22 protein-coding genes and 1 tRNA gene are annotated in these 24,146 nt (G+C 74.7%); 13 read left to right on the plus strand and 10 right to left on the minus strand.

Annotation, left to right across the window (positions count from 1 at the left end):
• Positions 1-839 precede the first annotated feature (839 nt).
• A tRNA-Val gene (locus ACFV6D_RS12555) sits at positions 840-915 on the plus strand.
• Positions 916-1,087: 172 nt separating this feature from the next.
• On the opposite strand, the gene ACFV6D_RS12560 is transcribed toward ACFV6D_RS12555, so the two are convergent.
• Together ACFV6D_RS12560 and ACFV6D_RS12565 are read right to left on the minus strand one after the other, a co-directional pair.
• The gene (locus ACFV6D_RS12560; RefSeq protein WP_063350253.1) at positions 1,088-1,645 is read right to left on the minus strand and encodes a universal stress protein; all 558 of its coding nucleotides are present in this window, start codon (positions 1,643-1,645) and stop codon (positions 1,088-1,090) included.
• 166 nt (positions 1,646-1,811) lie between these two features.
• Positions 1,812-2,483: a TetR/AcrR family transcriptional regulator gene (locus ACFV6D_RS12565; protein WP_063350252.1), complete on the minus strand. Its 672-nt coding sequence runs from the start codon at positions 2,481-2,483 to the stop codon at positions 1,812-1,814.
• Between the two features lie 135 nt (positions 2,484-2,618).
• Between ACFV6D_RS12565 and ACFV6D_RS12570 the strand changes: the two genes are divergently transcribed.
• A complete protein-coding gene (locus tag ACFV6D_RS12570; RefSeq protein ID WP_380490006.1) occupies positions 2,619-3,437 on the plus strand; it encodes an MOSC domain-containing protein in 819 nt (272 codons plus the stop codon).
• Between the two features lie 125 nt (positions 3,438-3,562).
• On the opposite strand, the gene ACFV6D_RS12575 is transcribed toward ACFV6D_RS12570, so the two are convergent.
• On the minus strand, positions 3,563-3,955 hold the full coding sequence (locus ACFV6D_RS12575; RefSeq protein ID WP_380490004.1) for a ribonuclease: 393 nt from the start codon (positions 3,953-3,955) through the stop codon (positions 3,563-3,565).
• Between the two features lie 291 nt (positions 3,956-4,246).
• On the opposite strand from ACFV6D_RS12575, the gene ACFV6D_RS12580 reads away from it, so the two are divergent.
• Both ACFV6D_RS12580 and ACFV6D_RS12585 read left to right on the plus strand, forming a co-directional pair.
• On the plus strand, positions 4,247-5,872 hold the full coding sequence (locus tag ACFV6D_RS12580; protein WP_380490001.1) for a carboxyl transferase domain-containing protein: 1,626 nt from the start codon (positions 4,247-4,249) through the stop codon (positions 5,870-5,872).
• A gap of 530 nt (positions 5,873-6,402) precedes the next feature.
• Entirely contained in the window at positions 6,403-6,798 is a 396-nt protein-coding gene (locus tag ACFV6D_RS12585) for a transglycosylase SLT domain-containing protein (protein WP_380427537.1), read from the plus strand.
• 266 nt (positions 6,799-7,064) lie between these two features.
• On the opposite strand, the gene ACFV6D_RS12590 is transcribed toward ACFV6D_RS12585, so the two are convergent.
• A complete protein-coding gene (locus ACFV6D_RS12590; protein ID WP_063350248.1) occupies positions 7,065-7,544 on the minus strand; it encodes an HD domain-containing protein in 480 nt (159 codons plus the stop codon).
• A 108-nt stretch (positions 7,545-7,652) separates the two neighbouring features.
• Here ACFV6D_RS12590 and ACFV6D_RS12595 point away from each other — a divergent pair, with 108 nt between their 5' ends.
• The 4 genes from ACFV6D_RS12595 to ACFV6D_RS12610 all read left to right on the plus strand — a co-directional run bounded on the left by ACFV6D_RS12595 (position 7,653) and on the right by ACFV6D_RS12610 (position 10,820).
• Entirely contained in the window at positions 7,653-8,576 is a 924-nt protein-coding gene (locus tag ACFV6D_RS12595; protein ID WP_363371012.1) for an AEC family transporter, read from the plus strand.
• Between the two features lie 119 nt (positions 8,577-8,695).
• Entirely contained in the window at positions 8,696-9,043 is a 348-nt protein-coding gene (locus ACFV6D_RS12600; protein WP_159398553.1) for a hypothetical protein, read from the plus strand.
• A gap of 168 nt (positions 9,044-9,211) precedes the next feature.
• A complete protein-coding gene (locus ACFV6D_RS12605) occupies positions 9,212-10,099 on the plus strand; it encodes an alpha/beta fold hydrolase (RefSeq protein ID WP_380495708.1) in 888 nt (295 codons plus the stop codon).
• A 193-nt stretch (positions 10,100-10,292) separates the two neighbouring features.
• Positions 10,293-10,820, plus strand: a complete 528-nt coding sequence (locus ACFV6D_RS12610) for a hypothetical protein (RefSeq protein ID WP_380495711.1) — start codon at positions 10,293-10,295, stop codon at positions 10,818-10,820.
• A 58-nt stretch (positions 10,821-10,878) separates the two neighbouring features.
• On the opposite strand, the gene ACFV6D_RS12615 is transcribed toward ACFV6D_RS12610, so the two are convergent.
• Positions 10,879-11,142 (minus strand): dsRBD fold-containing protein, encoded by a 264-nt coding sequence (locus ACFV6D_RS12615; RefSeq protein ID WP_063350242.1) that lies wholly within the window; start codon positions 11,140-11,142, stop codon positions 10,879-10,881.
• A 328-nt stretch (positions 11,143-11,470) separates the two neighbouring features.
• On the opposite strand from ACFV6D_RS12615, the gene ACFV6D_RS12620 reads away from it, so the two are divergent.
• Both ACFV6D_RS12620 and ACFV6D_RS12625 read left to right on the plus strand, forming a co-directional pair.
• Positions 11,471-12,451 (plus strand): DMT family transporter, encoded by a 981-nt coding sequence (locus ACFV6D_RS12620; protein WP_380495713.1) that lies wholly within the window; start codon positions 11,471-11,473, stop codon positions 12,449-12,451.
• A gap of 90 nt (positions 12,452-12,541) precedes the next feature.
• Complete coding sequence (locus tag ACFV6D_RS12625) at positions 12,542-13,783, plus strand: GNAT family N-acetyltransferase (RefSeq protein WP_380559539.1); 1,242 nt, start codon at positions 12,542-12,544, stop codon at positions 13,781-13,783.
• Positions 13,784-13,832: 49 nt separating this feature from the next.
• Here ACFV6D_RS12625 and ACFV6D_RS12630 read toward each other — a convergent pair whose 3' ends face one another.
• The 3 genes from ACFV6D_RS12630 to ACFV6D_RS12640 all read right to left on the minus strand — a co-directional run bounded on the left by ACFV6D_RS12630 (position 13,833) and on the right by ACFV6D_RS12640 (position 16,760).
• Positions 13,833-15,278, minus strand: coding sequence for an MFS transporter (locus ACFV6D_RS12630; RefSeq protein WP_380496172.1), 1,446 nt, complete (start codon positions 15,276-15,278; stop codon positions 13,833-13,835).
• Positions 15,275-15,952, minus strand: a complete 678-nt coding sequence (locus tag ACFV6D_RS12635; RefSeq protein WP_380496174.1) for an ArsR/SmtB family transcription factor — start codon at positions 15,950-15,952, stop codon at positions 15,275-15,277. Before ACFV6D_RS12635 ends, ACFV6D_RS12630 begins: the two co-directional genes overlap by 4 nt.
• A gap of 103 nt (positions 15,953-16,055) precedes the next feature.
• On the minus strand, positions 16,056-16,760 hold the full coding sequence (locus ACFV6D_RS12640) for a hypothetical protein (protein WP_380559540.1): 705 nt from the start codon (positions 16,758-16,760) through the stop codon (positions 16,056-16,058).
• Positions 16,761-17,112: 352 nt separating this feature from the next.
• Between ACFV6D_RS12640 and polX the strand changes: the two genes are divergently transcribed.
• Positions 17,113-18,882 carry a DNA polymerase/3'-5' exonuclease PolX gene (gene polX, locus ACFV6D_RS12645; protein WP_380496297.1) on the plus strand — a complete coding sequence of 590 codons (1,770 nt, stop codon included), beginning with the start codon at positions 17,113-17,115 and terminating at the stop codon, positions 18,880-18,882.
• Between the two features lie 157 nt (positions 18,883-19,039).
• Here the strand turns inward: polX and ACFV6D_RS12650 are convergent, their stop codons facing one another.
• Together ACFV6D_RS12650 and ACFV6D_RS12655 are read right to left on the minus strand one after the other, a co-directional pair.
• A complete protein-coding gene (locus ACFV6D_RS12650; protein ID WP_063350237.1) occupies positions 19,040-19,918 on the minus strand; it encodes a carbohydrate kinase family protein in 879 nt (292 codons plus the stop codon).
• 3 nt (positions 19,919-19,921) lie between these two features.
• Positions 19,922-20,905 carry a pseudouridine-5'-phosphate glycosidase gene (locus tag ACFV6D_RS12655; protein ID WP_380345679.1) on the minus strand — a complete coding sequence of 328 codons (984 nt, stop codon included), beginning with the start codon at positions 20,903-20,905 and terminating at the stop codon, positions 19,922-19,924.
• Between the two features lie 136 nt (positions 20,906-21,041).
• Here ACFV6D_RS12655 and ACFV6D_RS12660 point away from each other — a divergent pair, with 136 nt between their 5' ends.
• Entirely contained in the window at positions 21,042-21,944 is a 903-nt protein-coding gene (locus tag ACFV6D_RS12660; RefSeq protein ID WP_063350236.1) for a LysR family transcriptional regulator, read from the plus strand.
• A 193-nt stretch (positions 21,945-22,137) separates the two neighbouring features.
• On the plus strand, positions 22,138-23,802 hold the full coding sequence (locus tag ACFV6D_RS12665) for a peptide-N4-asparagine amidase (RefSeq protein WP_380495588.1): 1,665 nt from the start codon (positions 22,138-22,140) through the stop codon (positions 23,800-23,802).
• Positions 23,803-24,146 lie beyond the last annotated feature (344 nt).

Here is a 24,146-nt window from a genome sequence, read left to right on the forward strand (position 1 = left end):
GACGTGCTCTGGTAGCACCACTGACGCCTGACGAGGAATCATCTCCCTCGCGACACCCAGAACAATACCAGCCCCACAGCCACACACCGAATCCCCGCCAACCCCCACCCCAAAAGCAAACAAGGCCCGGCGCCCATTGAAAGGCACCGGACCTCATCCGACAATTGGAGCGCCAGGCCCGGGTCGCACGGACTCTTCCTACTGAAAGTAGGACGTGCTCTGGTAGCACCACTGACGCCTGACGAGGAATCATCTCCCTCGCGACGAGAAGTACAGTACCAGCTCCGTGATCAGGCACCGAACCGGAGGCGAACCCCGCATGACGAGCGCTCAACCCGAGGCCATCCCGTACGCCGACGGGCGGCTGATGGACGTGCACCGCCCGCCCGCCGGCACCGTCGAGCCCGCGCCCGTCGTGCTGCTGTGGCACGGCCGGGGCCCTGACGAGCGCGACGTGCTGCGGCCGCTCGCCCGGGAGGCCGCCGGGCTCGGCCTGCTGGTGCTCGTCCCGGACTGGCGCTCCGACCTGCCGGACGGCGGCCGCGCCGAACTGCTCGCCTCGCTCGCCCACGCCCGCCGCACCGCCGCCGCGTACGGCGGGGACCCGGACCGCCTGGTCCTGGCCGGCTGGTCACTGGGCGGCCGGGAGGCCATAGCCGTGGCCACTCACCCGGACACCCCCGCCGAGCAGCGTCCCATCGCCGCCGTCGGCATCGCCTCCAGCTACGCCCGCCCGGCGATCACCACCGGGGACGCCCCCCTCGACCTGCTGGCCGAGCAGCCCTCCCCCGTCCCGCTCTGGCTGGTCCACGGCACGGAGGACGGGGTGCTGGACATCGAGCACACCCGGCAACTGAGCGCTGCTCTGACAAAGCAGAGGTCGGCGGTACGGGTTCTCGAACCCGCCACCGACCACGCGGGCGTCGTCATGACCGTGTACGACGCCGGCGCCGACCGCTGCCTCCCCACCACCACCGAAACCGTGCTGCGCGCCGGCCGCCGGACCGCCGCCGTCCTCGCCGAGGCGGCCGGGCTGTCGTAGGTGGCCGGGCTGTCGTAGGCGGGCGGCGCCACGGGCGGGCGCGGCCTACCGCCCCCCGACGAGGGAGCGCAGGCCGTGGCCGCGTTCCATGGCCTCCAGGTCGCGCTGCAGCGGCGGCCGGGGGACGGCCAGGACGGGGCAGCTCGCGTGCCGGACGCAGTAGGCGGCGACGGAGGGGCGCAGCGCGCGGGAGAGGCAGCCGCGGCTGCTGCCGGCGCCGAGGACGAGCAGGTCGTCGGGGTGGTCGGCGAAGCGGACCAGGGTGTGTCCGGTGTCGCCGCGGACGGCCTGGCAGCGCAGCCGGACTCCGGCGTAGCGGCCGGCGAAGGCCTCGTCGAGGGCTTGCCGGAGCCGGGCGACGGCGGCGTCGCGGCCTGCGGTGATGGCGGCCGGGCAGGGTGTGCGGCGGTAGCCGATCTCTTCGCCGGGTGAGGTCCAGCAGAGGAGGGCGAGGACCTCGGCGTCGGTGCGGTGGGCTTCGGCGACGGCGTGGTGGAGGGCGGCGAGGCTGCCGAGCGAGCCGCTGACGCCGACGACGATCCGGCCCGCGCGGTCGGCCCGCTCCGCTGCCTCGTCCGCGCCGGATATCTCGCTGTCCGCCATGGTTCGCCCCGCCTCTCGGTCCGTACCGCCGTGCCGTGCTGTCGTCCTCCAGCAAAGCGGGCCGGCACCGTACCTCCGGCGCCCGTTGACACGCCTCTGACGCGCGCGCGGGCGTTCCGTACGTGTCCCTGATGCTCCGGGGCCGCTACGGCGTGAAGCAGCTCGCCTACGCCCCGGGTGGTTCGGCTTCCCAGAGGTCGGCGAACATCCGGTCCAGGTGTTCCTCGCCGATCGGGGGGACGGGCAGCGGGTGGATGGCCTGGGCGCGGAAGCCGTCGAGGAGCAGGGCGAGGTAGCGGCGCCAGAGGTCGGGGCGCAGGTCGGTGGTGGCGGGCAGGGCGCGGCAGAGCGGGCCGAGCAGGAAGAGCAGGTCCATGGCGACCACGTCGCGCCGCATGGTGCCCTGGTCCTGGGCGCGGGCGATGAGGGCGCCGACGGTGGCGGCGTTCCGGCGGCTGATCTCGATCATGCCGGGGATGGTGGGGATGGCCTGGGTGACGAGGTCGTTGATGCCCCGGTCCGCGGCGACGAGTTCGAAGATGCGCTCGAAGTAGCGTTCGAGGGCGGTCCAGGCGTCCGCGGCGGCGAGGGCTTCCTCACCGGCCCCGGCCAGGCCGACGGCGGCGTCGGCGAACACCTCGCCGATCAGCGCCTCACGGGTCGGGAAGTGGCGGTAGAGGGTGGCGTTGCCGACGCCGGCCTCCTTGGCGATCTGGTCCAGCGGGACGTCGAGGCCGTGCCGGGAGAACATGCCGCGGGCGGCGGCGAGCAGCAGATCGCGGTTGCGCTGGGCGTCGCGCCGGAGCCGTCCCGGGGGGTTCGCGCTGCTCGGTGCCATGTCCCGACCCTAGCAATCCCGGGGGCGGGCGGGCGGGCGGCGGTCGGGGGGCGGTCAACTACCCTACGGAGGCGTTGATTCCGCACGGGGTCCGCGGCGGCCCGCGAGGGGCCGCGGTGAGTCGAGGGGGCGGCCATGGCCGAAGTGGTGGAGTTGCGGTACTACCCGGTGAAGGGGTGTGCCGGGGTCGAGGTGGCGCGCGCGGAGCTGACTCCGGCGGGGCTGGCCCACGACCGGGCGTTCATGGTGGTGGACGAGGACGGGGTGTTCCGTTCCCAGCGCCGGGACCGCCTCCTGGCCACGGTCCGCCCGACGGTCGGGGAGGACGGCCGCCGGCTGACGCTCGACGCCCCGGGCGTGGAGCCGGTGACCGTCGCCGTGGACACCGAAGGTCCGCGCCGGGCGGTGCAGCTGTTCGGCGCCCCGTTCTTCGGGATCGACCAGGGCGAGGAGGTGGCCGGCTGGCTGTCCGGGGTGCTGGGTGTCCGCAGCCGGCTGGTCCGGGTGCCGCCGGAGCACGACCGGGTGTCCGACGGGCTGGTACCGGGCACGTCCGGCTACGCCGACAGCTGCGCGGTGCACCTGCTGTCCCGTGCGTCGCTGGAGCGTTTCAACGCGCTGAGCGGCGGACTCCCCATGTCGGTGGACCGGTTCCGCCCGAACCTGGTGGTGGACGGCTGGGACGAACCGCACACCGAGGACCTGACCCGCCGGATCACCGTGGGCGGCGCCGAGCTGGCCTACGCCAAGCTCGCGATCCGCTGCTCGGTGACGCTGGTCGACCAGTCGACGGGCGCCAAGGCCGGTCCGGAGCCGCTGCGGACGCTGGCCGGCTACCGCCGGGCGGCGGGCGGCGGGGTCGCGTTCGGCAGCAAGTTCGCGGTGCTGCGGCCCGGCACGCTGCGGGTCGGGGACGAGCTGGTGGTGGACGCCTGGGGGCCGTCCGAGCTCTGAGGCCGGTCGCGGCGGGCCGCCGGGGCGGGGGCCGCCCCTGGCGTTCCGGCGACCCCGGCGATCTTGCGGGCCCGGCGGCCCCGGCGGATACGTGCGCCGGGGCCGGGAGGGGCGTGGGGCGCGTGTCAGCAGCCCTGGTCGATCAGCGAGAACGTGACGTAGTGGTCACCGGTGTAGTAGTCCTCCTGGGTCGCCTGGCCGGTGATGATCCGGCGGGTGCCGCGGGTCGGGGCACCGGGCGTGATGACGGTGTACTCGTGGTAGTAGCCGTAGGACTGGCCGGGCAGGACGTGCTCCCTGTTCTGGAACACGACGCCGTCCTGGGAGTACGGGAACGGCCCGTCGGTGGCGATCAGGTTGAGGGTGTCGGTCGCCTCGGGCGGGAGGGCGGACAGACACACCGTGCCGCTCACGTCGGCGTGCGCCTCGGTGGCGACGGCGACGGGCGCGAGGGTCATCAGGGCGACGGCGGTGACGGCGGCAGCGCGGGTCTTCCACGCGCGTAGAGTGCGGGTCATGTCCACCAGTGTGACCAGCCACCGACAACTCCGGAAGCCCTGCGACAAACTATTAACCGACGGGTAACTCACGTGCCTGACCAGCGACTTGAGCCGTATCCCGACCCCGGCCCGAGCCCCGCCGGAGCCGTCCACGAACCGCCCGGACACCCCATGGGTCGACCGCCGTCGAACTAGCGACCTGACCGCTGTCGGCCTCCTCACAGCTTCCTCACGTTCGCTCCCCGCTCCAGTCGCGCCGCATAGAGTGACGGATCATGTCGGGCCGGAACGACCGCTGACGGGGTGGGCATGAACACGGGGACAACGGGCACGGACACGGGAACGGGCGCGGGAGCGCACCCGAGCCCGAGTGCGGGAACGGGCACGGGAACGGGCGCGCCGCTGACCGCGCGGCAGCTGATCGGACTGCTGGTCGACCCGGGCGCCTTCCAGGGCTGGGACGAGCCGCCGACCGACCCGCCCGCAGGCCCGCCCGCCGACCCCGGCTACCGCGCCTCGCTCGACCGGGCCCGCGCACGCACCGGTCTCGACGAGGCCGTCCTCACCGGCGCCGGCCTGGTCGGCGGGCGACCGGTGGCGCTGGTCGCCTCCGAGTTCGGCTTCCTCGGCGGCTCGATCGGCGTCGCCACCGCCGAGCGGATCACCCGCGCCGTCGAGCGCGCCACCGCCGAGCGGCTGCCGCTGCTCGCCCTGCCCGTCTCCGGCGGGACGCGCATGCAGGAGGGGTCGGCGGCCTTCCTGTGCATGCTGCGGATCACCGCCGCCGTCCAGGCGCACCGCGCGGCCGGTCTCCCCTATCTCACCTATCTACGGAACCCGACCATGGGCGGGGTCTTCGCCTCCTGGGGCACGCTCGGCCAGCTGGTGTTCGCCGAGCCGGGCGCCCGGCTCGGCTTCCTCGGCCCGCGCGTGTACGAGGAGCTGCGCGGCGTGGAACTGCCCCCGGACGTGCAGCGGGCGGAGACGCTCGCCGGGCGCGGTCTGGTGGACGCCGTCGTGCCGCCGCAGGAGCTGCGCGAGCTGGTCCGCCGCACGCTCGCCGTCCTCGCCACCACCGCGCCCGCCCCGGGCAGCGCCGACGCCGGCGGCACCGGCGCCCCCGGCCCCGACCACACCCCCGACCCCACCCCCGACAAGACCGCCGAACACCCCGACGCCTGGGATTCCGTGCGCCGCACCCGTCGCCCCGACCGCCCGGGCACCCGCGAGCTGCTGCGCCACACCGCTGAGGAACTGGTGCTGCTGGACGCCCCCGGCGGGCGGGACGGCGCGCTGGTCCGCGCCCTCGCCGTCCTCGGGGGTCGGCCGGTGCTGGTGGTCGGCCAGCAGCGGCAGACCCCGGAGCACGAGCGCCCGTTCACCGCCGCCGACCTGCGGGCCGTCCGGCGCACCGCGCGGGTCGCGGAGCAGCTGGGGCTGCCACTGGTCACGGTCGTGGACACGGCCGGGGCCGAACTGTCCGCGCAGGCCGAGCTGGACGGGATCGCGGTCGAGATCGCGCACTGCCTGACCACCCTGCTGGCGCTGCGCACGCCCGTCCTGGCGGTGCTGCTCGGCCAGGGCTCGGGCGGCGGCGCGCTGGCGCTGCTCCCGGCCGACCGGGTGCTCGCCGCCGGGCACGCCTGGCTGGCGCCACTGCCGCCGGAGGGCGCGTCCGCGATCGTCCACCGGGACGGCGGGCACGCCGCCGAGCTGGCCCGCTCCCAGGGCATCGGCGCGGGCCACCTGGCGGAGGTCGGGCTGGTGGACGAGGTGGTCGAGGAGCGGCCGGACGCGGCGGACGAGCCGGAGGCGTTCTGCGCACGGCTCGGACGGGCGGTCGGTGCCGCGCTCGGCGGGCTGGCGGCGCTGCCGGAGCCGGACCGCCTCACGGCGCGGGCCCTGCGTCACCGCCGCCTCGGCGATCTCCGCTGAACGTCGGCGACCGCCGCTGAACCCCTGGTGGGGGCCGTCGATCTCCGCCGCAGCCCGACGGTCTCCCCCGGGCCCCAGCGGGTGTGGCGCCGGTCTCAACGGGGCCGAGATCGTCTGTACCCAACGTGCCGGCCGCAGACCGGCGGGTGACGGCCGCAGCGGCCCAAACGGTGAGTGCGCTCACACCGGAATGCGGTCCACGACGGGCGATAGTGGCAGCTTCCGGGCACCCGCGCCACAGCCTGCCGACGGGGTGTTCGCACAGGTCACGACCGGTCGACGCGCCCCGCGCAGCCGACCCTTCGAATCCACGGCGGCCGCCCCCCGTACGACCGGAGGTCGTAACAAGGGGGTCTTGGCGGCGCCCGATCCGGCATGCCAACAATGGCTCAGTCGTCAGCCGCACCGGCACCTGTCCCGCCGGTAGCGACTTACTGCCAGGTCACGCCCCACGACCGTTTCGGCCCCTGTCCGGCCGTGGTCCAAGGCGGGGCGTGACCCGGCCCAACCTGATTGAGGTCCTGTTCTAGATGCCCACTTTCAAGCTCCGTATGCGCACTTCCGCCGCGATTCTCGCCGGCGCCGCCGGTCTGACCGCCCTGGGCGCGGGTGTGCTGCCCGCCACCGCGAACGCCGCCACCCTGTCCCCGCAGGCCGTGGCCGCCCAGATCGTCCCGGCGAACCAGCTGGCCTCCTTCAGCCAGATCATCGCCCACGAGTCCAGCTGGAACGTGACCGCGACCAACGCCAGCTCGGGCGCGTACGGCCTGGCCCAGGCGCTGCCGGGCTCCAAGATGGCGACGCACGGCTCCGACTGGAAGACCAACGCGACCACCCAGATCAAGTGGGCGCTGGACTACATGAACTCCCGCTACGGCAGCCCGAACGCCGCCTGGAACTTCTGGCAGGCCAACCACTGGTACTAAGCCGACCACCTCGGCTCACCGGACTCCACCCGCATCCTGACCACTCCCCCCTCACCCCGGGGGTCGGACAGGGATCACCGGGGTGACCCCAGAGGGCCCGGGCCCGCGCGATCCGCGTGGCCCGGGCCCTCTCGTGGTTCGCGCACACCTCTCGCAGGTCGCGCGGCGCCTCCCGCGGTTCGCCCAGCCCGCGCCCCGGCTCGCCCGACCCGCCCCGCCGTTCGCCCCGCTTGCTCCTGGTTCGCCCAGCCCGGGCCACCCGCCGCTCAGAGCTCGCCGGTGAGCCCGAGCAGTTCCCGCATCCGCGCGTACTTGGCGGCCAACCGCTCGGCGGTGGCGGCGTCCAGCGCGGCCAGCCGGGCCGGGTCCGAGTTGTGGGCGAGGTCGGCACGCTTGACCAGCAGCGCGCCCGGCGTGGCCAGGACCCGCGCGGTGTACGCCTCGACCGGCTCGTCGGGGCGGCGGGTGAGCGCGTCCACGATCGTCTTGGTGGCCCCGGGCAGCGCGGCCCCCGCCAGCCACTCCCGGCTCAGCCGGTCGTCCTCGACGGTGTCGTGCAGCCAGCCCGCCGCGATCTGGGCGTCGCTGCCACCGCGCGCGGCCGTCCCGTGCGCGACCGCCGCGATGTGCTCGCCGTACGGGTGGCCGTTCTTGTCGACCTGCCCCTCGTGCGCGCGGCGGGCGATCGCCTCCACCTCGGCCAGGCTCAGGTACTCGGGTTCCGTCGGCGCGTTCTCGGGCTCCATCGGCTCATCGTAGGCCCGCGGTCTGCCCGTTCACGCTCACTGGTTTACTGCCCCGGGGCGGGAGACCCCCGGCCCACCTGGCAGACCGTCCGAGCGATCCGAGGAACCATGCCATCCCTGCACCCCCTGCTGTCCGGATTCGCCCCGATCTGGGCGCTGACCGGGATCGGCTACCTGGTCGGCCGGACCGGGCTGCTCGGGCCGCACGCGGAGCCGGTGCTCAACCGGTTCGTCTTCCACGTGGCGATGCCGGCCTCGCTGTTCCTGATGATCGTCCGCACCCCGCTGGACCACTTCGCCAACCCCTCGATGCTCGCCTTCACCGCGGGCACCGTCGTCTCGATCGGCCTCGGGCTGCTCGCCGGGCGCCTGCTGTTCCGGCGCAAGACCGGCGAGTTGGCGATCGGCGCGATGGCCTGCGGGTACGTCAACTCGGCCAACCTCGGCATCCCGGTGGCGATGCAGCTCCTCGGCGACGCCTCCTTCGTCGCACCGGTGGTGCTGTTCCAGATCCTGGTCGTCACGCCCGCGGTGCTGGCCGTCCTCGACGGCGGCGCGGCCGGCCGCCGGGCCCTGCTCACCCTGCCACTGCGCAACCCCATCCTGTTGGCCACCGCGCTCGGCGCCGCCGCCTCCGCCGGCGGGCTGCACCTGCCCGCCGAGCTGAACCGTTCCTGCGAGCTGCTCGGCGGCGCCGGCGTGCCGACCGCCCTGGTCGCCCTCGGCATGTCGCTGCACAACCGCCCGCCGGCCACCGGCCGTTCGCGCCACGCCGAGGTCGGGCTGACCGTCGCGGTCAAGACCCTGATACAGCCGCTGGTCGCCTTCGCGGTGGCCGGCCCGCTGCTCCACCTCCCTGCGCACCAACTCCTCACCGTGGTGCTCTTCTCCGCCCTGCCCACCGCGCAGAACGTCTACGTCTACGCCCGCGAGTACGGACAGGGCACCGGGCTCGCCCGGGACTCGGTGCTCTGGTCGACCCTGGCGTCGATGGCGACCCTGTCGGTGATCAGCTGGTCCCTCGCCGCGTAGCCGGAGCCTTCCGGAGAGGTGACGGCCACCCGTACACGGCACGACAGTTGTCACCCGCGAGCCGTACAAAAGCGGGGAACCGGGGCCCTCGCCGGGCTCCCGGTGGAATGCTGGCGGCCATGAGCCAACCGGACCTTCGTTCCGCAGAGTTCCACCACTGTCCGTCCGTCGTCACGCTGCCGCAGACGGACGTGGACCACTACAACACCGTTCCGCGCGGTGCCTTCCTGATCGATCCGCGCCTGCGCTGCGACCTCGCCGGCGGGCACGGCGGCACCCATTCCGCGCTGGTCCAGGGCGTCGGCTTCGACCTGCACTGGGCGTCCTGGCCCGAGTACCTGGTCGAGGTCGGGCCGCGCTGCCCGGCCGTCGGCCCGCACGAGGGGCCGGAGCCGCCGCGCGACCCCAACATCTGCCTGCTGCGCGAGGACCACCCCGGGCCGCACTACGGCGAGACCTGGTTCTGACGCCCCGCCGGTCACTCCACCAGACCGGTGGTGCCCGCCGAGTCCAACCGCAACGCCTTCCCGAGCCGGCCCGGGGGCACCACCCGGCCGGCCCGGGAGGCGCCCAACAGACGGATCAGCGCCCGCAGACCGGTCGGGTGCCTCCTTACACCCCCGCGGAGGCCCATCATGTCCGCCCGCACCACGCCCTCCCCCACCCGCACCGCCGCCTTCCTCACCGCCTACGACGCGCTGCTGGCCCGCTGGCCCGTCCCGGTCGAGCACCTCACCGTCCGAACAGCCCACGGCACCACCCGGATCAACGCCTGCGGCCCGCCCGACGGCCGCCCCCTCGTCCTGCTGCACGGCGGCGGCGCCACCTCCACCATGTGGTTCGCCAACGTCGCCGCGTGGACGGCCGCCGGGCACCGCGTCCTCGCCCCCGACCTCATCGGCGACCCGGGCCGCAGCGTCCACGACGGTGCCCCACTCGCGGGCGTCCCCGGGCTGCTCGGCTGGCTGGACACCGTCCTCGACCGACTCGACCTCCCCCGGGCCGACTTCTGCGGCCACTCCTACGGCGGCTGGATCGCCCTGGAGTACGCCCTGCACGCGCCCGCCCGGGTCGGCCGGCTCGCCCTCCTCGATCCCACCCAGTGCTTCGCCGGCTTCCGCCCCGACTACCTGCTGCACGCCCTGCCGCTCTTCCTCCCCCGCCGCACCGCCGCCCGGGCCCGCTCCTACCTCGGCTGGGAGGCCGGCGACGGCCCCCGCCCGGACCCCGGCTGGCGCGAGGTCTATGCCCTCGGATACGCCGACTTCCCCGCCACCCGCGTCATCACCGGCCCCCGCCCCGGCCTCGACCGGCTGCGCTCCCTCACCGCCCCGACCCTCGCCCTGTTCGCCGAACACAGCCGCACCCACCACGCCCCCCGGGTCGCCGAGGCCGCCCGCCGCGCCCTGCCCGAGGCGACGGTCGCCGTCCTGCCGGGCCTCTCGCACCACCACCTGCCCATGGCGGGCGCGACGGAGGTCAACGCCCGGCTGACCGGATTCCTCGCCGCCTCCCGCGGCTGACGGCGGGGCCGTTCGGACGGCACGGACGCCACGCCCGCGCCGAACCGAACCGGCCCGGCCCGGCCGCTGCGCGCAAGCCGCCGGCGACGGATTGGCCCGAACTCACCAGTGTCGCCAAATCCCTTGTACTGCACTCGACTTGGCGCTGGCAGACTGGCGTCGCCACGTCGGCCCACCACTCCCTGGAGCAGCCATGCCCACGTTCGTCCGACGCCTCGCCCCCGCAGCGGTGCTCGCGCTCACCGCGCTGGCCGCCACCCCGGGCAGCGCGTTCGCCGTGGACCGCGACGGGCCGGCCGTCGCCGCCTCGGCGGGCGAACACCCGGGGCTGACCTGGACCGCCCTGGAACAGCGCGCCGGTGTGGTGCACGTCGGCACCGACGGCGCCGGCAACCCCTACCTCGGGGACACCTCCGCCGACACCGAACTGCCGGTGCTCTGCCTCCACCAGGACGGCCGCCCGGCCCCCACCGGGATCCCCACCGCCGGCTTCCACAGCTGGGCAGGCGGGGAGGTCGCCGCGACGGCCCCGACGGCCGGGTCCGACCTGACCAGCCGGGACGACGCCGACGGGCTCTGCGAGGACTCCTTCGGCGCCGGCTGGCGAATGGCCGAGTTCCACGACGGGCAGGGCTGGTCGCTCTGGGCGGCCGGCACCCTCCCGGCGGGCACCCGGTTCTGGACGGCGATCAACGACCAGCCGGCCAACCCCTGGTCCTGACGCCCGCGCGGCCCCGAGCCGCCCCGCGCAAGCGCGGCGGCGGCGACGGGGACGGGGATCAGTAGATCAGGTACCCCGGGCGGTGTCCTTCGTCGTCGATCTCCCCGGTGGCCTGCGCCCGCAGCTTGCGGGACAGCTCCTCCAGGGCGCGGGAGGCCGCGACCTCCTCACCGATCCTGGCGAGCGGGCGGTCGTCCGTGCTCTTCATCGACTCCCCGTGGGCGCGCAGGCCCGGCGCCCGCGCACCGGTCAGCCTGGCCTCGCACGCCGTGTGCACTCCGTCTTCCTCGAAGCTCAGCTCCACGTCCCACTGGTTGTGCATGCCACACCTCCTGGCAGCGGCCCCCTCGCGCCTGTCCGGACCGGCACGGACGGTGAGCCGTGGCGGCCGCTCACACCAGCGTGCGCCCGTCCGACCCATGGCGGCAAGCGGGCCCGGCCCGGGGCTGCGGGCCCGGCCCCCGGAACCAGCTCCCCCGCCCCGGAGCTCCCGGCCCTGCCTGCTCCCCGCCTGCTCCCTGTCTGCTCCCCGCCGCCGACCGGGCCCCGCCGCCGACCCGGCGGTACGCTGACGAAAGCGCGCCGCGACCGCCGACCGAACCCGGACCCGCCGGCGCGGCGCGGGCAGTGACAAACCGGGTGGTCCCTCCGTGGCGGTCTTCCTCCTCGCCCTCGGCGCCGCCTGCTGCCTGGGCCTCGGCTTCGTCCTCCAGCAGCACGCGGCGCAGCGGGCGCCCCGTGCCGACCTGCTGCACTGGCGGCTGCTCCTGGACCTGATGCGGATGCCCGAGTGGCTGCTCGGCACCGGGTTCATGGTGTGCGGACTGATCCTGTCCGCGCTCGCCCTCAACCAGGGCGAAGTCTCGCTCGTCGAACCACTGCTCGCGACCAACCTGCTGTTCGCCATGGCGCTCTCCCGGGTGCTGACCCGCCAGACCCTCGGCCGCTCGGGCTGGGCCGGGGTGCTGCTGCTCGGCCTCGGGGTGACGGCGTTCATCGTGGCCGGCCGGCCCACCGGCGGCGGTGCGCCCGCCGGGGAACTGCGGCACTGGCTGGTGGTCGGCACGGTGGTCGGGCTGACCCTGCTGCTGGTCTCGCTGGCCCGGCGGCTGCCGCTGTTCGAGGAGGCCACCCTGCTGGCCCTCGCCGCCGGCCTGCTCTACGGCCTCCAGGACGCGCTGACCCGCACCACCACCCAGCGCCTCGACCACAGCGGACTGGACGCGGTGCTGCGCAGCTGGCAGCCGTACGCGGTGGTGGCGGCGGGCGTGGTCGGGCTGCTGCTGGTGCAGAGCGCCTTCGAGGCCGCGCCGCTGCGGATGTCCCTGCCGGCACTGACCGCCGCCCAACCGCTGTCCGGGATCGCCTGCGCGGTCGGCTTCCTCGGCGACCGGCTGCGGGTGACGCCGGGTGCGCTGGCCTGGCAGTCCGCCGGACTGCTGGCCATCGTGGTCGGGGTGATCGTGATCGGCCGCCACCCGGCGATGCCGGGCAGCGTCCGCGAAACCCTGGAGGGCGTCGGGGCACCGCCGGAGGACGAGCGGCCTGAGGAAGACCCCGGGAGCCGTCCGGGAAACAGTCCGGCCGAGAAGCCGAACGACCCGGGGCACAGCTCCGGGGCCGGAGCGTAATTCGCTTGACCGGGCCACGGGTCAACGCTGCACTGTGGCGAGGCACACGAGCCGTGGTGCCGTCGTCATCCAGGGGAGGAAGCGGCAGCAATGGAGATCCGTCCGACAACCGATCAGGACCTCGACGTCTACGTCGACACGCTCCATGCCGCGTTCGGGCTCTTCCCGGAAACCCCGACCGACGGCGGCGGGCTCTGGTGGTCGGCGACCGAGATGGACCGCAACCTGCTCGCCGTGACGGCGGACGGGCGGCCCGTCGGCACCGCCGGCGCGTACACCTTCGAGCTCACCCTGCCCGGTGAGGCCATCGTCCCCACCAGCGGGGTGACCGGCGTCGGCGTCCTGCCCTCGCACCGGCGCCAGGGCGTGCTCACCGCGATGATGCGGCGCCAGCTCGCCGGGTTTCGGGCCCGCGGGGAGTTCCTCTCCGTACTGCTGGCCTCCGAGGCCGTGATCTACCGCAGGTTCGGCTACGGACCGGCGACCTACACGCAGCGGCTGACGGTGCCGCGCCACCGGGCCGCCTTCGCCCTCCCCCGGGCACGCGGAACAGCCGACACCCCGGCCGACACCCCGGCGCCCGGCCCGGACACCGGCTCGATCGAGCTGCTGCGGCGTGCCGAGTGCGGCGAGATCCTGGAAGCGGTCTACGACCGGTACCGCCGCACGCAGCCCGGCGCGCTGTCCCGGCCGCACCGCTGGTGGGCCTTGGGCGCGGGGCGGCCCCCGGTCTCCTCGGCGTCGCGCTACGTCGCCGTCCACCGGGATGCCGGCGGTGTCCCGGACGGCTACGCCTGCTACTCGCTCGCCGACGGCACCTTGACGGTCGACGAGACCATCGCCACCGACGACGCCGTCGCCACGGCCCTGGCCCGGTTCGCGCTTGAACACGACCTGGTCTCCCAGGTCGTGTTCAAGCACGTTCCGTCCGACCACCCGCTGCGCTGGCAGCTTGTGGACTTCAACGCCGGCGAGAGGAGCAGCAGCACCGACTGGCTCTGGGTGCGGCTGCTGGACGTCCCGCGGGCGCTGACCTCGCGCGGCTGGTTCGTGGACGGCGAGCTCGTCCTCGACGTCGACGACCCGTTCCTCGGCGAGCACGGCCGCTATCTGCTGACCGTCCGGGACGGGAAGGCCGAGTGCGTCCCGACGGACCGGGAGCCCGACCTGTCCCTGGACGTGAGCGACCTGGGCTCGGTCTACCTCGGCGGCACCACCCCGAGCACGCTCGTGCGGGCCGGGCACATCCGGGCCCACCGCCCGGGCGCGGCCGCCCTCGCCGACGCCCTCTTCAGCGCCGAGCGCGCCCCGCACTGCCTGCACTGGTTCTGACCGGCTGGTTCCGACCGCACGCTCGCCTCGCCGCCCCTGCACGACAGGCCTACGGGCGTGCCGGGATCGACGCGGGCGCAAGCTCGGGCTCGGGCTCTGTCCCGGGCTCGGGCTCTGTCCCCGGCTCAGACTCGGGCTCGGGCTTCGCCCCGTCGACGGTGCCCGTCCGGCCGCGCCGGCGGTCCATCTCGCGCCACTCCGGCCGCAACCCGGCCAGGTTGGTGGAGGCGAAGTAGAGGGCGCCGCCCGCGACCAGGGTGGGTATCAGCCCGATGAGGCTGACCGCTGCGCCGGCCAGCAGGCCGCCGAGCGGGATACCGGCCCAGGCGAGGGAGTCGCCGAGGGCGTGGACGCGGCCGAGCAGGTGGCGGGGCACCCGCTCGAAGAGCACCGCGCCGAGGATCGGGTTGAGGAAACCGCCACCGAAGCCGCCGACCGCGAAGACCGTGAGCACCACCCACAGCGGCGCGCCGCACGCGAGCACCAGGAAGCGCGGGGCCCCGACGAGCAGGAAGCCGGCGAAGAACACCGTCCGGCGGGGCAGCCGGTGGGCGACGGCCGCCGCGATCAGACTGCCGACGACCGCCGTGATCCCGCCGGCGGTGCCGGTCAGGCCGATGGCGGCCGGGCCGTTCCCCGACTCCCGCGCCCAGACCGGGAGGAGGACCGTGATGAACCCGGCGTCGAGCAGGTTGGTGATGCCGACCAGCACCGTCACGGTGAGCAGCAGCGGATCGGAGCGCAGGAAGGTGAAGCCCTCGCGGAACATCCGCCAGTAACCCGCCGGTTCGGCCCCGGTTCCGGCTCCGGCGCCAGTTCCGGCCCCGGCTCCGGTCCCGATCCCGGCCTCGGCCTCTGCGGCCTGCGCGGCAGCGGGTGCCGGGGCCGCCGCGCGCCCCATCCCGCGCGGCAGGGCGAAGGCGATGACGAGGGACCCCAGGGCGAAGGTGGCGGCGTTGAGCGCCAGCCCGGCCAGCGGACCCATCAGCGCGACCAGCCCACCACCGACCGCCGGGCCGACCGTGGAAGCCAGCCGTTCGGTGACGCCGGAGAGACCGGTGGCGCGCTCCATCGGCACCCGGGCGCGGTCGGCGGCCTCCGGGACCATGACCGACTTGGCCAGATCCCCCGGGCCGCGCATCGCCCCGATCACCGCGACCATCGCCAGCAGCACCCCGAACGGCAGCAGCCCCAGGGCGTGCAGCAACGGGACCAGCCCGGCCGCGACGGCGCTCACCAAGTCCGTCGTCCAGGACACCACCCGCGGCCCGAGCCGATCGACCAGCGGCCCGGTCAGCGCCTTGACCAGCACGTACGGCGCCATCTCGGCGAAGGCGACCAGGCCCGTCATGGTGGCGCTGCCGGTGGTGGCCAGGACGAACCAGGGCAGGGCGATGGCCGAGACACGCGTCCCGGTGATGGAGACGGCCATGGCGGAGAGCACCCCGACCAGCGGCCGGAGGCTGCGCGCGGGCGCGTCGACGACGGTGGTCATCGGGACCCCGCCTCACCGGTGTCGGTGTCGGTGCTGGCATCGCTGTCGGTATCGGTGTCGGCATCGGTACCAGCGCCGGTGCCGACGCTCGCGTCGGGCAGCACGTGGACGACCACGGCGACCCGCTCGGTGCCCTCCGGGGCCGGCCCCTCCGTATCCAGCGCGCGGTAACGCCGCACCACCGCGGACAGATCAGCGGCCAGTTGCCCGGCCTCCTCGGGGGTGAGCTGCAACAGCACGTCGCTGAGGCCGACCGCCTTGCGCCACTCCCGCGGCATCGTCTCGAAGGCGTCGACCGACCGCTGTGCCGCCAGGGCGTGGGCGGTGAGGACGGACCGCAGGAAGCCGACGGCCGTGTCGAGCTCCTCGTCGGCCATGTCGTCACTCGTCCAGACGGTGAACTTGTGGGCCGAACGCCACCACCGCTCCCGGGCGTTTCCGCGCTCGGGATCCTCCTCGACGAAGCCCGCGGCGGCGAGCTGGCGGAGGTGGTAGCTGGTCGCCCCGGAGTTGAGCCCCAGCTGCTCGGCGAGCCTGGTCGCCGTGGAGGGACCGTGCTTGCGCAGCAGCCCGACCAGCTGCATGCGCACGGGGTGGGCCATCGCCCGCATGCCCTTGGCCGTGAGGACGATGTGCGGGTCATCGCTGTGCATCCAGCCGCGTTCATCGGTCATGGCAGGAGCGTAGAACCGCAAAGACATCTTTGCAAAGGGTTTTTTGCGAAGAAGTCTTTGCGGTGAAGGATGGAGCCCCGAAGAGCTGCCCGCCGGCCGTCCGTCAGTCGTGCGCGACCACCAGCAGCAGCACCACCGTCAATCCGCCGCCCGGTGTGGCCTCCACCGCCAGTCGCCCGCCCGCCGCCAGCACCAGGCTGTGCACGGCGGGCCCGACCGGCCCGTCGGCGCGGGCGCCCGCGAGCAGCCACTCCCGCGCCCCGGGCAGCTCGGACGACCCCCGGTCGGCCACCCGGATCTCCACCCGCCCGCGCGGTCGCGCCGCCCCGCTCAACCCGGCCGCCCGAAGGGCCGTCGCGGCCGGGCCCGGCCCGCCCGCCACCTCGGCGCGGACCAGCACCCGCCCGCCGGGCGGGTTGCGCCGGATCGCGTGGTCGACCAGGCCGGCGAGCGCGGCCTCCAGCCGCCGGGCGTCCCCGGCCACCACCGGCAGCCCCGGCGCCAGCCGGGCCGTCACCGCCGCCGCCCGGCCGCCGCCGCGCACCACCCTGCGGACCACTTCGGTCACCTGGACGTGCCGCGCCTGCGGCTCGCAGCCGGCCTGCCGGTCGGTCCACTCGACGCGCTCAAGTTCCGGCCGGGACAGCGCCCGGGGCCCGGCCATCTCGCCCGGTCTGAACGGTCCGGCCTCCTCGCCCGCCACCGCGCCGCCGGGCCCTCCCGTACGGCCGGGGCCACCCGGCCCGCCGAGGGCGCCGAGCGCCCTGGCCCCCGATGCGACATAGCCCCAGAGCTTCCCGCTTGCCATCGCCCTGCCCCTCGTGCATCGCCGGCGGCCGTCATCAGTGCCGCGGCCGACCGGCGCGGGCCGCTTCCCAGGCCCTGCTGTCAGCCTGCACCTCACTCGTTCGGGTGACAATCCGGCTCCGGGACGCGAACCGGGCACCACCCCCGCCGGTCGGCCGATGCCACACCCGCCGACCGGCGGGGCAGGCCCGGCCACCGGCCCGGCCCGGCCCGCCCTGGGCCCGCGACGCAGCGCCGCCCCGGGCCCGCGACGCGGCGCCGCCGGCCCCGGGCCGGGCCTCACGAACTCCCTTCGCCCGCCCGGAGGGCCGCCGCCCAGGCCGGAGCCCGAGGACCCGCCCTAGACTGGCCCCATGCCCCGGCTCAACGACCAGGTGCGGGAGCTGCTCCAGGAGTACGCCGACCTGATCAACATCACCGGCGGGGACGCCTTCCGGGCGCGGGCCTACGAGAAGGCCGCCCGCGCGGTGGGCGGCCACTCCGAGGACATCGCCGGCCTGGACGTCAAGGGCCTGCAGCAGATCTCCGGCGTGGGGAAGTCCACCGCCGAGAAGGTCGCCGAGTACCTCGCCACCGGGCGGATCGCCGCCCTGGAGACCCTGCGCGCCGAAGTCCCGTCCGGGGTCCGGGAGATGACGGCCGTACCCGGCGTCGGCCCCAAGCGCGCCCTCGCCCTCGACCGCGACCTGGGCATCTCCTCCGTCGACGACCTGGCCGAGGCGGTCCGCTCCGACCGGCTGTCCGGCGTGGCGGGCTTCGGCGAGCGCAGCGGCGAGAAGATCCTGCACGGCATCGAGTTGCTGCGGCGCTCCGGCGGCCGCACGCTGCTCGACGCGGCCACCGAACTGGCCGAGCAGCTCGTCGCCGCGCTGTCCGCCGTACCCGGCTGCACCCGCTGCGCGTACGCGGGGTCGCTGCGCCGGATGCGCGAGACGGTCGGCGACGTCGACGTGCTGGCGACCGCCGCCGACTCCGCCCCGCTGATGGCCGCGCTCACCGGACTCCCGTACGTGGCCGAGGTGATCGCGAGCGGTCCGACCAAGACCTCGGTGCGCACCACCGGGGGCGTGCAGGTGGACCTGCGGGTCGTCCCGGAGGAGGACTGGGGCGCGGCGCTCGTCTACTTCACCGGATCGAAGGCGCACAACATCAGGCTGCGCACGATGGCCGTCCGGGCCGGGCTGAAGCTCTCGGAGTACGGCCTGTTCCGGACCACCGCCGAAGGAGAGGGCCGCGAAGGAGAGGACGGCGAGAAAGAGGACGGCGCCAAGGTGGCGTCCGCGACCGAGGACGAGGTGTACGCGGCGCTCGGCCTGCCGTGGATCGCGCCGCCGCTGCGCGAGGACCGGGGCGAGATCGAGGCCGCCCTGCGCGGTGAACTCCCTGCTCTGGTCCAGGAGTCGGACCTGCGCGGCGACCTGCACACGCACACCGACCTGACCGACGGCCTGGCCACCCTGGAAGAGATGATCGACACCGCGGCCGCCCGCGGCTACTCCTACTACGCCGTCACCGACCACGCCCCGGACCTGGTGATGCAGCGGATGACGGACGAGAAGATGCTCGCCCAGCGCGAGCGGCTGCGCCGACTCGCCGACCGCCACCGGAAGCTGCGCCTCCTGCACGGCACCGAGCTGAACATCGGCCCGGACGGCGGGGTGGACTGGCCGCCCGGGTTCCTGGCCGGCTTCGACGTCTGCGTGGCCTCCGTGCACTCGCACTTCACCGCCGACCGGACCGCCCAGACCCGCCGGCTGATCCGCGCCTGCGAGAATCCGCACGTGCACGTCATCGGCCACCTCACCACCCGGAGGATCGGCCGCCGCGGCCCGATCGACGTCGACCTGGACGCGGTGTTCGCGGCCGCCGCGCGCACCGGCACCGCGATCGAGATCAACAGTTCCCCGCAGCGGCTCGACCTGCGCGACGAGGACGTCCTGCGGGCGAAGCGGCACGGCGTCCGCTTCGCGATCGACAGCGACGCCCACGCCACCGGGCAGCTCGCCTACCCGCGCTTCGGCATCGGTACGGCGCAGCGCGGCTGGCTCACCGCCGAGGACGTGATCAACACCTGGCCCTGGCAGCGGCTGAAACGTTTCCTCCGCAAGGACGCACTGCGCTGAGCGAGCCGCCGGGCACCCCGGCGGGCGGCCCCCACGCACGGGGCCGCCCACCGCACGGTCAGCTCGACGCCGCCCCGAGCCCACCCCGACGCAGCCCCGACGCAGCCTCAACGCCGCCCCGACACCGCCCCGATCCCGCCCGACGCCGCCCCCGAGGTCACCGCTCCGCGAACGAGGCCCCCGGCGTGGCCAGCACCCGGGCCGCGCTGCGGTGCCCGAGGCCGGCGGCCAGGTGCAGGTCGCCGGTCTCCAGGAAGCCGGCCAGGAATCCCGCCGCGAAGGCGTCCCCAGCGCCGGTGAGGTCGCGCACCTCGCTCACCGGCGGCACGGGCACCGTGAACGGCGCGTCCCCGGGCACGTCGACGGTGGTCGCCTGGGCGCCGGCCTTGGTGACCACGGTGGTGGCCGCCAGCCGGGCCCGCTCCGGCCCCGGCAGCCCGCCCACCAGCAGGCCCAGGTACTCCGCCTCGGACCGGTTGGCGAACACGAAGGTCGGCGCCAACTCGGCCAGCAGGGCGAGGAAGCGCTCCCGCCCGTACTGCTCCAGCATGCCGGTCGAGGAGGCGTCCACCGAGGTGGTGCCGCCCGCCCGCCGGACCCGCACCAGCGCGTCCACCGCGGAGCGGCCGACCGGGTCGCCGTCGAAGGAGTAGGCGGGCACGTGCAGGTGGGTCAGGCCGGCCAGCCACTCGTCCGGCACCCGGTCCAGCAGCTTGGCCGCGCCGCGGTCGGGCAGCATGGTCCGTTCGCCGGCCTGGTCGATCAGGACCACGATGCTGCCGGTCTGGCCGCGCCGGGCGACCCGTACGTCCACGCCGTGCCCGGTCAGTTCGGCGACGATGCCGTCCCCGACCGGGTCGGCGCCGACGCAGCCGATGAACCGGGCCGGGTACTGACCGGCGGCGAAGCTCGCGACGTTCGCCGCGCTGCCGCCGCGCCGCCGGAAGACCTGGGCGCTGGAGTCGGTGCCGTGCCGCAGCGGGCCGTCGACCCAGACGACGATGTCCTCGACGAGGTCGCCGAGCACCCCCAGCACGGGTCAGGCCCCGCTGCGGGCGGCGGCCGCCAGCGCGGTCGCGATCTGGCCGCCGAGCCGGACGTTGCCCCGGTAGACCTCGACGTTGACCTCCAGGCTGCGGCCCTGGGTGTCGCGCTGGATGTGGTCGAGCAGGAACGGCGTGGAGGCGTTGCCGGTGACGCCCTGGCGCTCGGCCTCGGCCCAGGCGCGCTCCAGGATGCCGTCGAGCTCCTCCGGCGGCAGCTGCTTGGCGGGGTCCACCGGGTTGGCGATCAGGACGGCCTGCGGCAGGGCGAGGCGGTCGCGGGCCTCGATGAGCCGCGCGGCCTCCTCGGGCGACTCGACGCTGAAGTTGATCTCGTGGCCGGAGTCGGTGACGTAGAAGCCGGGGTACTTGCGGGTGCGGTAGCCGATGACCGGGATGTTGAAGGTCTCGAAGCGCTCCAGGGTGGCCCGGATGTCGAGGATCGACTTCACGCCCGCGCTGATCACGGTGACCGGCGTGGCGGCCAGGGTGGTCATGTCGGCCGACTCGTCGAAGCTCTCGGAGGCGCCGAAGTGGACGCCTCCGAGGCCGCCGGTGGAGAACACCCGGATGCCCGCCCGGTGGGCGAGGAAGGCGGTGGCGGCGACGGTGGTGCCGCCGTGGCGGCCGAGCGCGGCGACCACCGGCAGGTCGCGCAGGCTCACCTTGTCCAGGCCGTCCGTCGCGGACAGTTCGGTGATCTGCTCGGTGCTCAGACCGACCGTGGGCACGCCCGCGTGCACGCCGATGGTCGCCGGGACGACGCCCGCCTCGCGCAGCTGCCGCTCGGCCTCCAGCGCGACGGCCAGGTTGCGGGGACGCGGCAGGCCGTGGGTGAAGATGGTCGACTCCAGCGCGACCACGGGCCGGCCGTCGGCCACGGCCTGCGCGACCTCCTCGGAGACGTGGATGGCCCGCGCGGAACGGGTGGCCGGCGCGGAGCCGGCGGCTTCGGGGGTGCTGGGGGGCAGTCCGGTCATGGTCGGATCTCTCTGTGAGATGCCACTGCGGTGGGGCAACGTGTCGCTCAGCGTATGGACGGTTCGCATCGGAATCCAGAATGAGTCCTGGGGCTTTCCATAGGCTCTGGCCTATGAGTTGGCTTAGGCTTGGGCCATGGGCTTCACCTTGCGTCAACTTGAGGTCTTCCTCACCGTCGCCGAGACACTGCACTTCGGACGGGCCGCCGAACGGCTGCACATCTCCCAGCCGACGGTCAGCCAGGAGGTCGCCCGGCTGGAGCGGACCGTCGGTGTCGAGCTCTTCGACCGCAGCCGCCGCTCGGTGGCGCTGACCGAGGCCGGCGAGGTGATGGCCGCCGAGAGCGCCCGGCTGCTCGGGCAGGCCCAGACGCTGCTGGCCCGGGTACGGCTGCACGAGGAGTCCCGGCTGGGGACGGCCCGGATCGTGGCCTCCCCCAGCGTGGTGAACCGGCTGCTGCCCGCCGTGGTCAGCCGCGCCGAACAGGAGCTGCCCGCACTCACCACCGCCGAGGTCGCCGTCGACACCGGCCAGGTCTCCACCGCACTGGCCGCCGAACTCGCCGACATCGGCCTCGGCCGCTTCCTCGACGAGGTGGCCGGCTACCGACTGGAGCGGATCGCCGACGAGCCGGTACGGGTCGCCCTCGGCCGGGACCACCCGCTGGCTGGCCGGACGAGCGTGCGCCTCGGCGAACTGCGCGACCTGCCGCTGCTGCTGTGGCCGCGCGAGCAGCACCCGCGCTACTACGACCACGTGCTCGGCCTGTGCGCGGACCACGGCGTCGACCCGCCGGTGCTGGTCAGCCCGCCGCGGATCGTCGGCTCCCGGCTCTACCTGCTCGCCCGCAACCGCGCGTTCTCGCTGGTGCCCGGCTCGATGACCGGCCACCTCACCGAGGACGTGGCCACCGTCCGGCTGGACGGCCGGGCCACCCTGCCACTGGAGATGCAGTGGCGGCTGGACGACCGCCGGCCCCGGCTGGCCACCCTGCGCGACCTGATCCGGCAGGAGGCCGCGGCCCTGGAGGTCGACTAGGCCCTTGCCGGGCCGATCTCGCCGGGCCCGGATCGGCCGGACAGGACCCAGCCACTCGTGACGGGTCACGCCGGGTACCCGAAGCACCCCCGGCGAATCCTTGACGCTGGCATGCCACCGCCGAAAGGATGCCCGGACCGCCCACCCGGCCCGCGGCAGCGCCCGCCGGCCGCCCGACCCCTGGGGACCAGCCTTGGCCGTCCGCCCGCTGCTTCGCCGCGCCGCCCGCCTCCTCGGCGCCGCCGCCCTGACCCTCGCCGGCACCCTCACCGCCGCCGCCCCCGCCCACGCCGACTTCGGCACCGACTACCACGACCCGGTCACCGCCACCCGGCCGCTCACCCGCCCCGACACCCGCTCCTGCACCGTCGAGGTGATGCACGACCAGCAGTTCCGCAACGGCTACGGCAACCCGCCCGACACCCCGTACACCACCACCCTCACCCCGCCCGCCGACTGCGCCGGGCCCTGGTCGGCGGTGGTCCTGGACCTCCACGGGCAGGTCGCCGGGCGGCAGTTCGACCGCATCTTCAGCGCCCGCGTCGGCGGCGTCCAGGTGCTGCTCTCCTCCACCCCCGAGCCGTCCAAGGACGGCATCGAATGGAAGCTGGAGCGCGATCTCACCCGCTACGCCCCGCTGTTCGCCGCCGGACCGCAGCCGTTCTCCCTCGACCTCGCCAACGTCACCGACGCCACCTACACCGGCGTCTTCACCATCAGCGCCAGTGTCACCTTCTACACCGCGAACGACCGCCGGCCCGCCGCCCACGCCGCCGACCGCCTGCTCACCACCGGGCCGTTCGCGCTCACCCAGGCCGCCCCCGCCGCCACCCGCGAGCTCACCTTCCCGCAGAACCTCGAACGCCTCACCGCCGAGGTCTACACCCGGGGCGGCGGCGCCTGCGAGGAGTTCGCCTACGCCTCCGCGCCCGACGACTTCGTCAGCGCCAACCCCGGCCTCGGCTCCTGCGGCAAGGGCCCGTTCCGCGAACTGCGGCTCACCGTCGACGGGCGGACGGCCGGCGCGGTCTGGCCCTACCCCGTCATCTACACCGGCGGGTGGGACCCACTGCTCTGGCGGCCCGTCCCCGGCGTCTTCGCCTTCGACCTGCCCGCCTACCGGCTCGACCTCACCCCCTACGTCGGACTGCTGCTCGACGGCCGCCCGCACACCGTCGGCATCGCGGTGAACGCCAGCGAGGCGCAGAACAACGACACCTGGACCGGCCAGATCAACCTCTTCGCCGACGTCGACCACGGCGCCGCCCGCACCACCGGGCAGCTCACCGACCACCGGGTCGCCCCCGAGGCCGCCGTCGACACCCGGCTCACCGACCACGGCGGCGGCAGCGGCGACTGGACCGTCACCGCCGGCCGGCACGACCTCGCCCGCGGCTGGGTCCAGACCTCGCACGGCCGGATCACCACCGAGGTCCGCGACGACCTCGCCTTCCGCTCCGCCCAGCAGCTGCGCGACAGCGGCAACGACGTGACCCTGCACAACCGCACCGACCTCACCCGCACCACCGCCACCTGGGGCGGCGGCCCGCACCGCACCACCACCGTGCGCGAGGGCGAACCGCTGGACGTCACCTACCGCGTCACCCACGACGCCGCCGGCAACACCGACCAGCAGACCGCCATGGACCTCGGCTACCACCGCGAGAGCACCGCGGCCACCGGCGGCCACGTCACCGAACGCTCCACCGTCGACCACACCCTGCGCCCCACCGCCCGCCGCCACGACGGCGACTCCACCGTCCGCACCGGCACCAGCACCGAGGACTACCGCAGCACCGGGCCCGACGGGCCGTACCACCGCACGCTCTCCTTCGTCGACGGCTGGCCGAAGCCGTAACATCGCCCGAAATCTCCCGACTTGCGAAATCCATCCGATTTCAGGCGGTTGACCCCTGGTGCACACGGCGTGGGAAGCGCATGATGGGAAGTGGACCTGCGAGGCAGCTGAAGGAGTTCGACCGCAGGAGGCAGTGGTGACAGATCGAGACGGATCAGGGTCTGCCACTGGTACTACCTCGGTCGACGATCGAACTGCCGGCCGGAGGACACGATGTCCGGAGGCCACCCCCGCCTCGTAGGTTCCCCGGGGGGCACCGCGCCCCCCCCCCCCGCGCGGGGCGGGCCGGGCCGGGGCGGGGGCCGCGGCCCCGGGGGGGCGGCCCCGGGGCCCGCGGGCGCCCG

Origin of the sequence: Kitasatospora sp. NPDC059812 (genome assembly GCF_042732075.1) — a bacterium.
In the GTDB taxonomy this organism is placed as follows: Bacteria; Actinomycetota; Actinomycetes; order Streptomycetales; family Streptomycetaceae; genus Kitasatospora.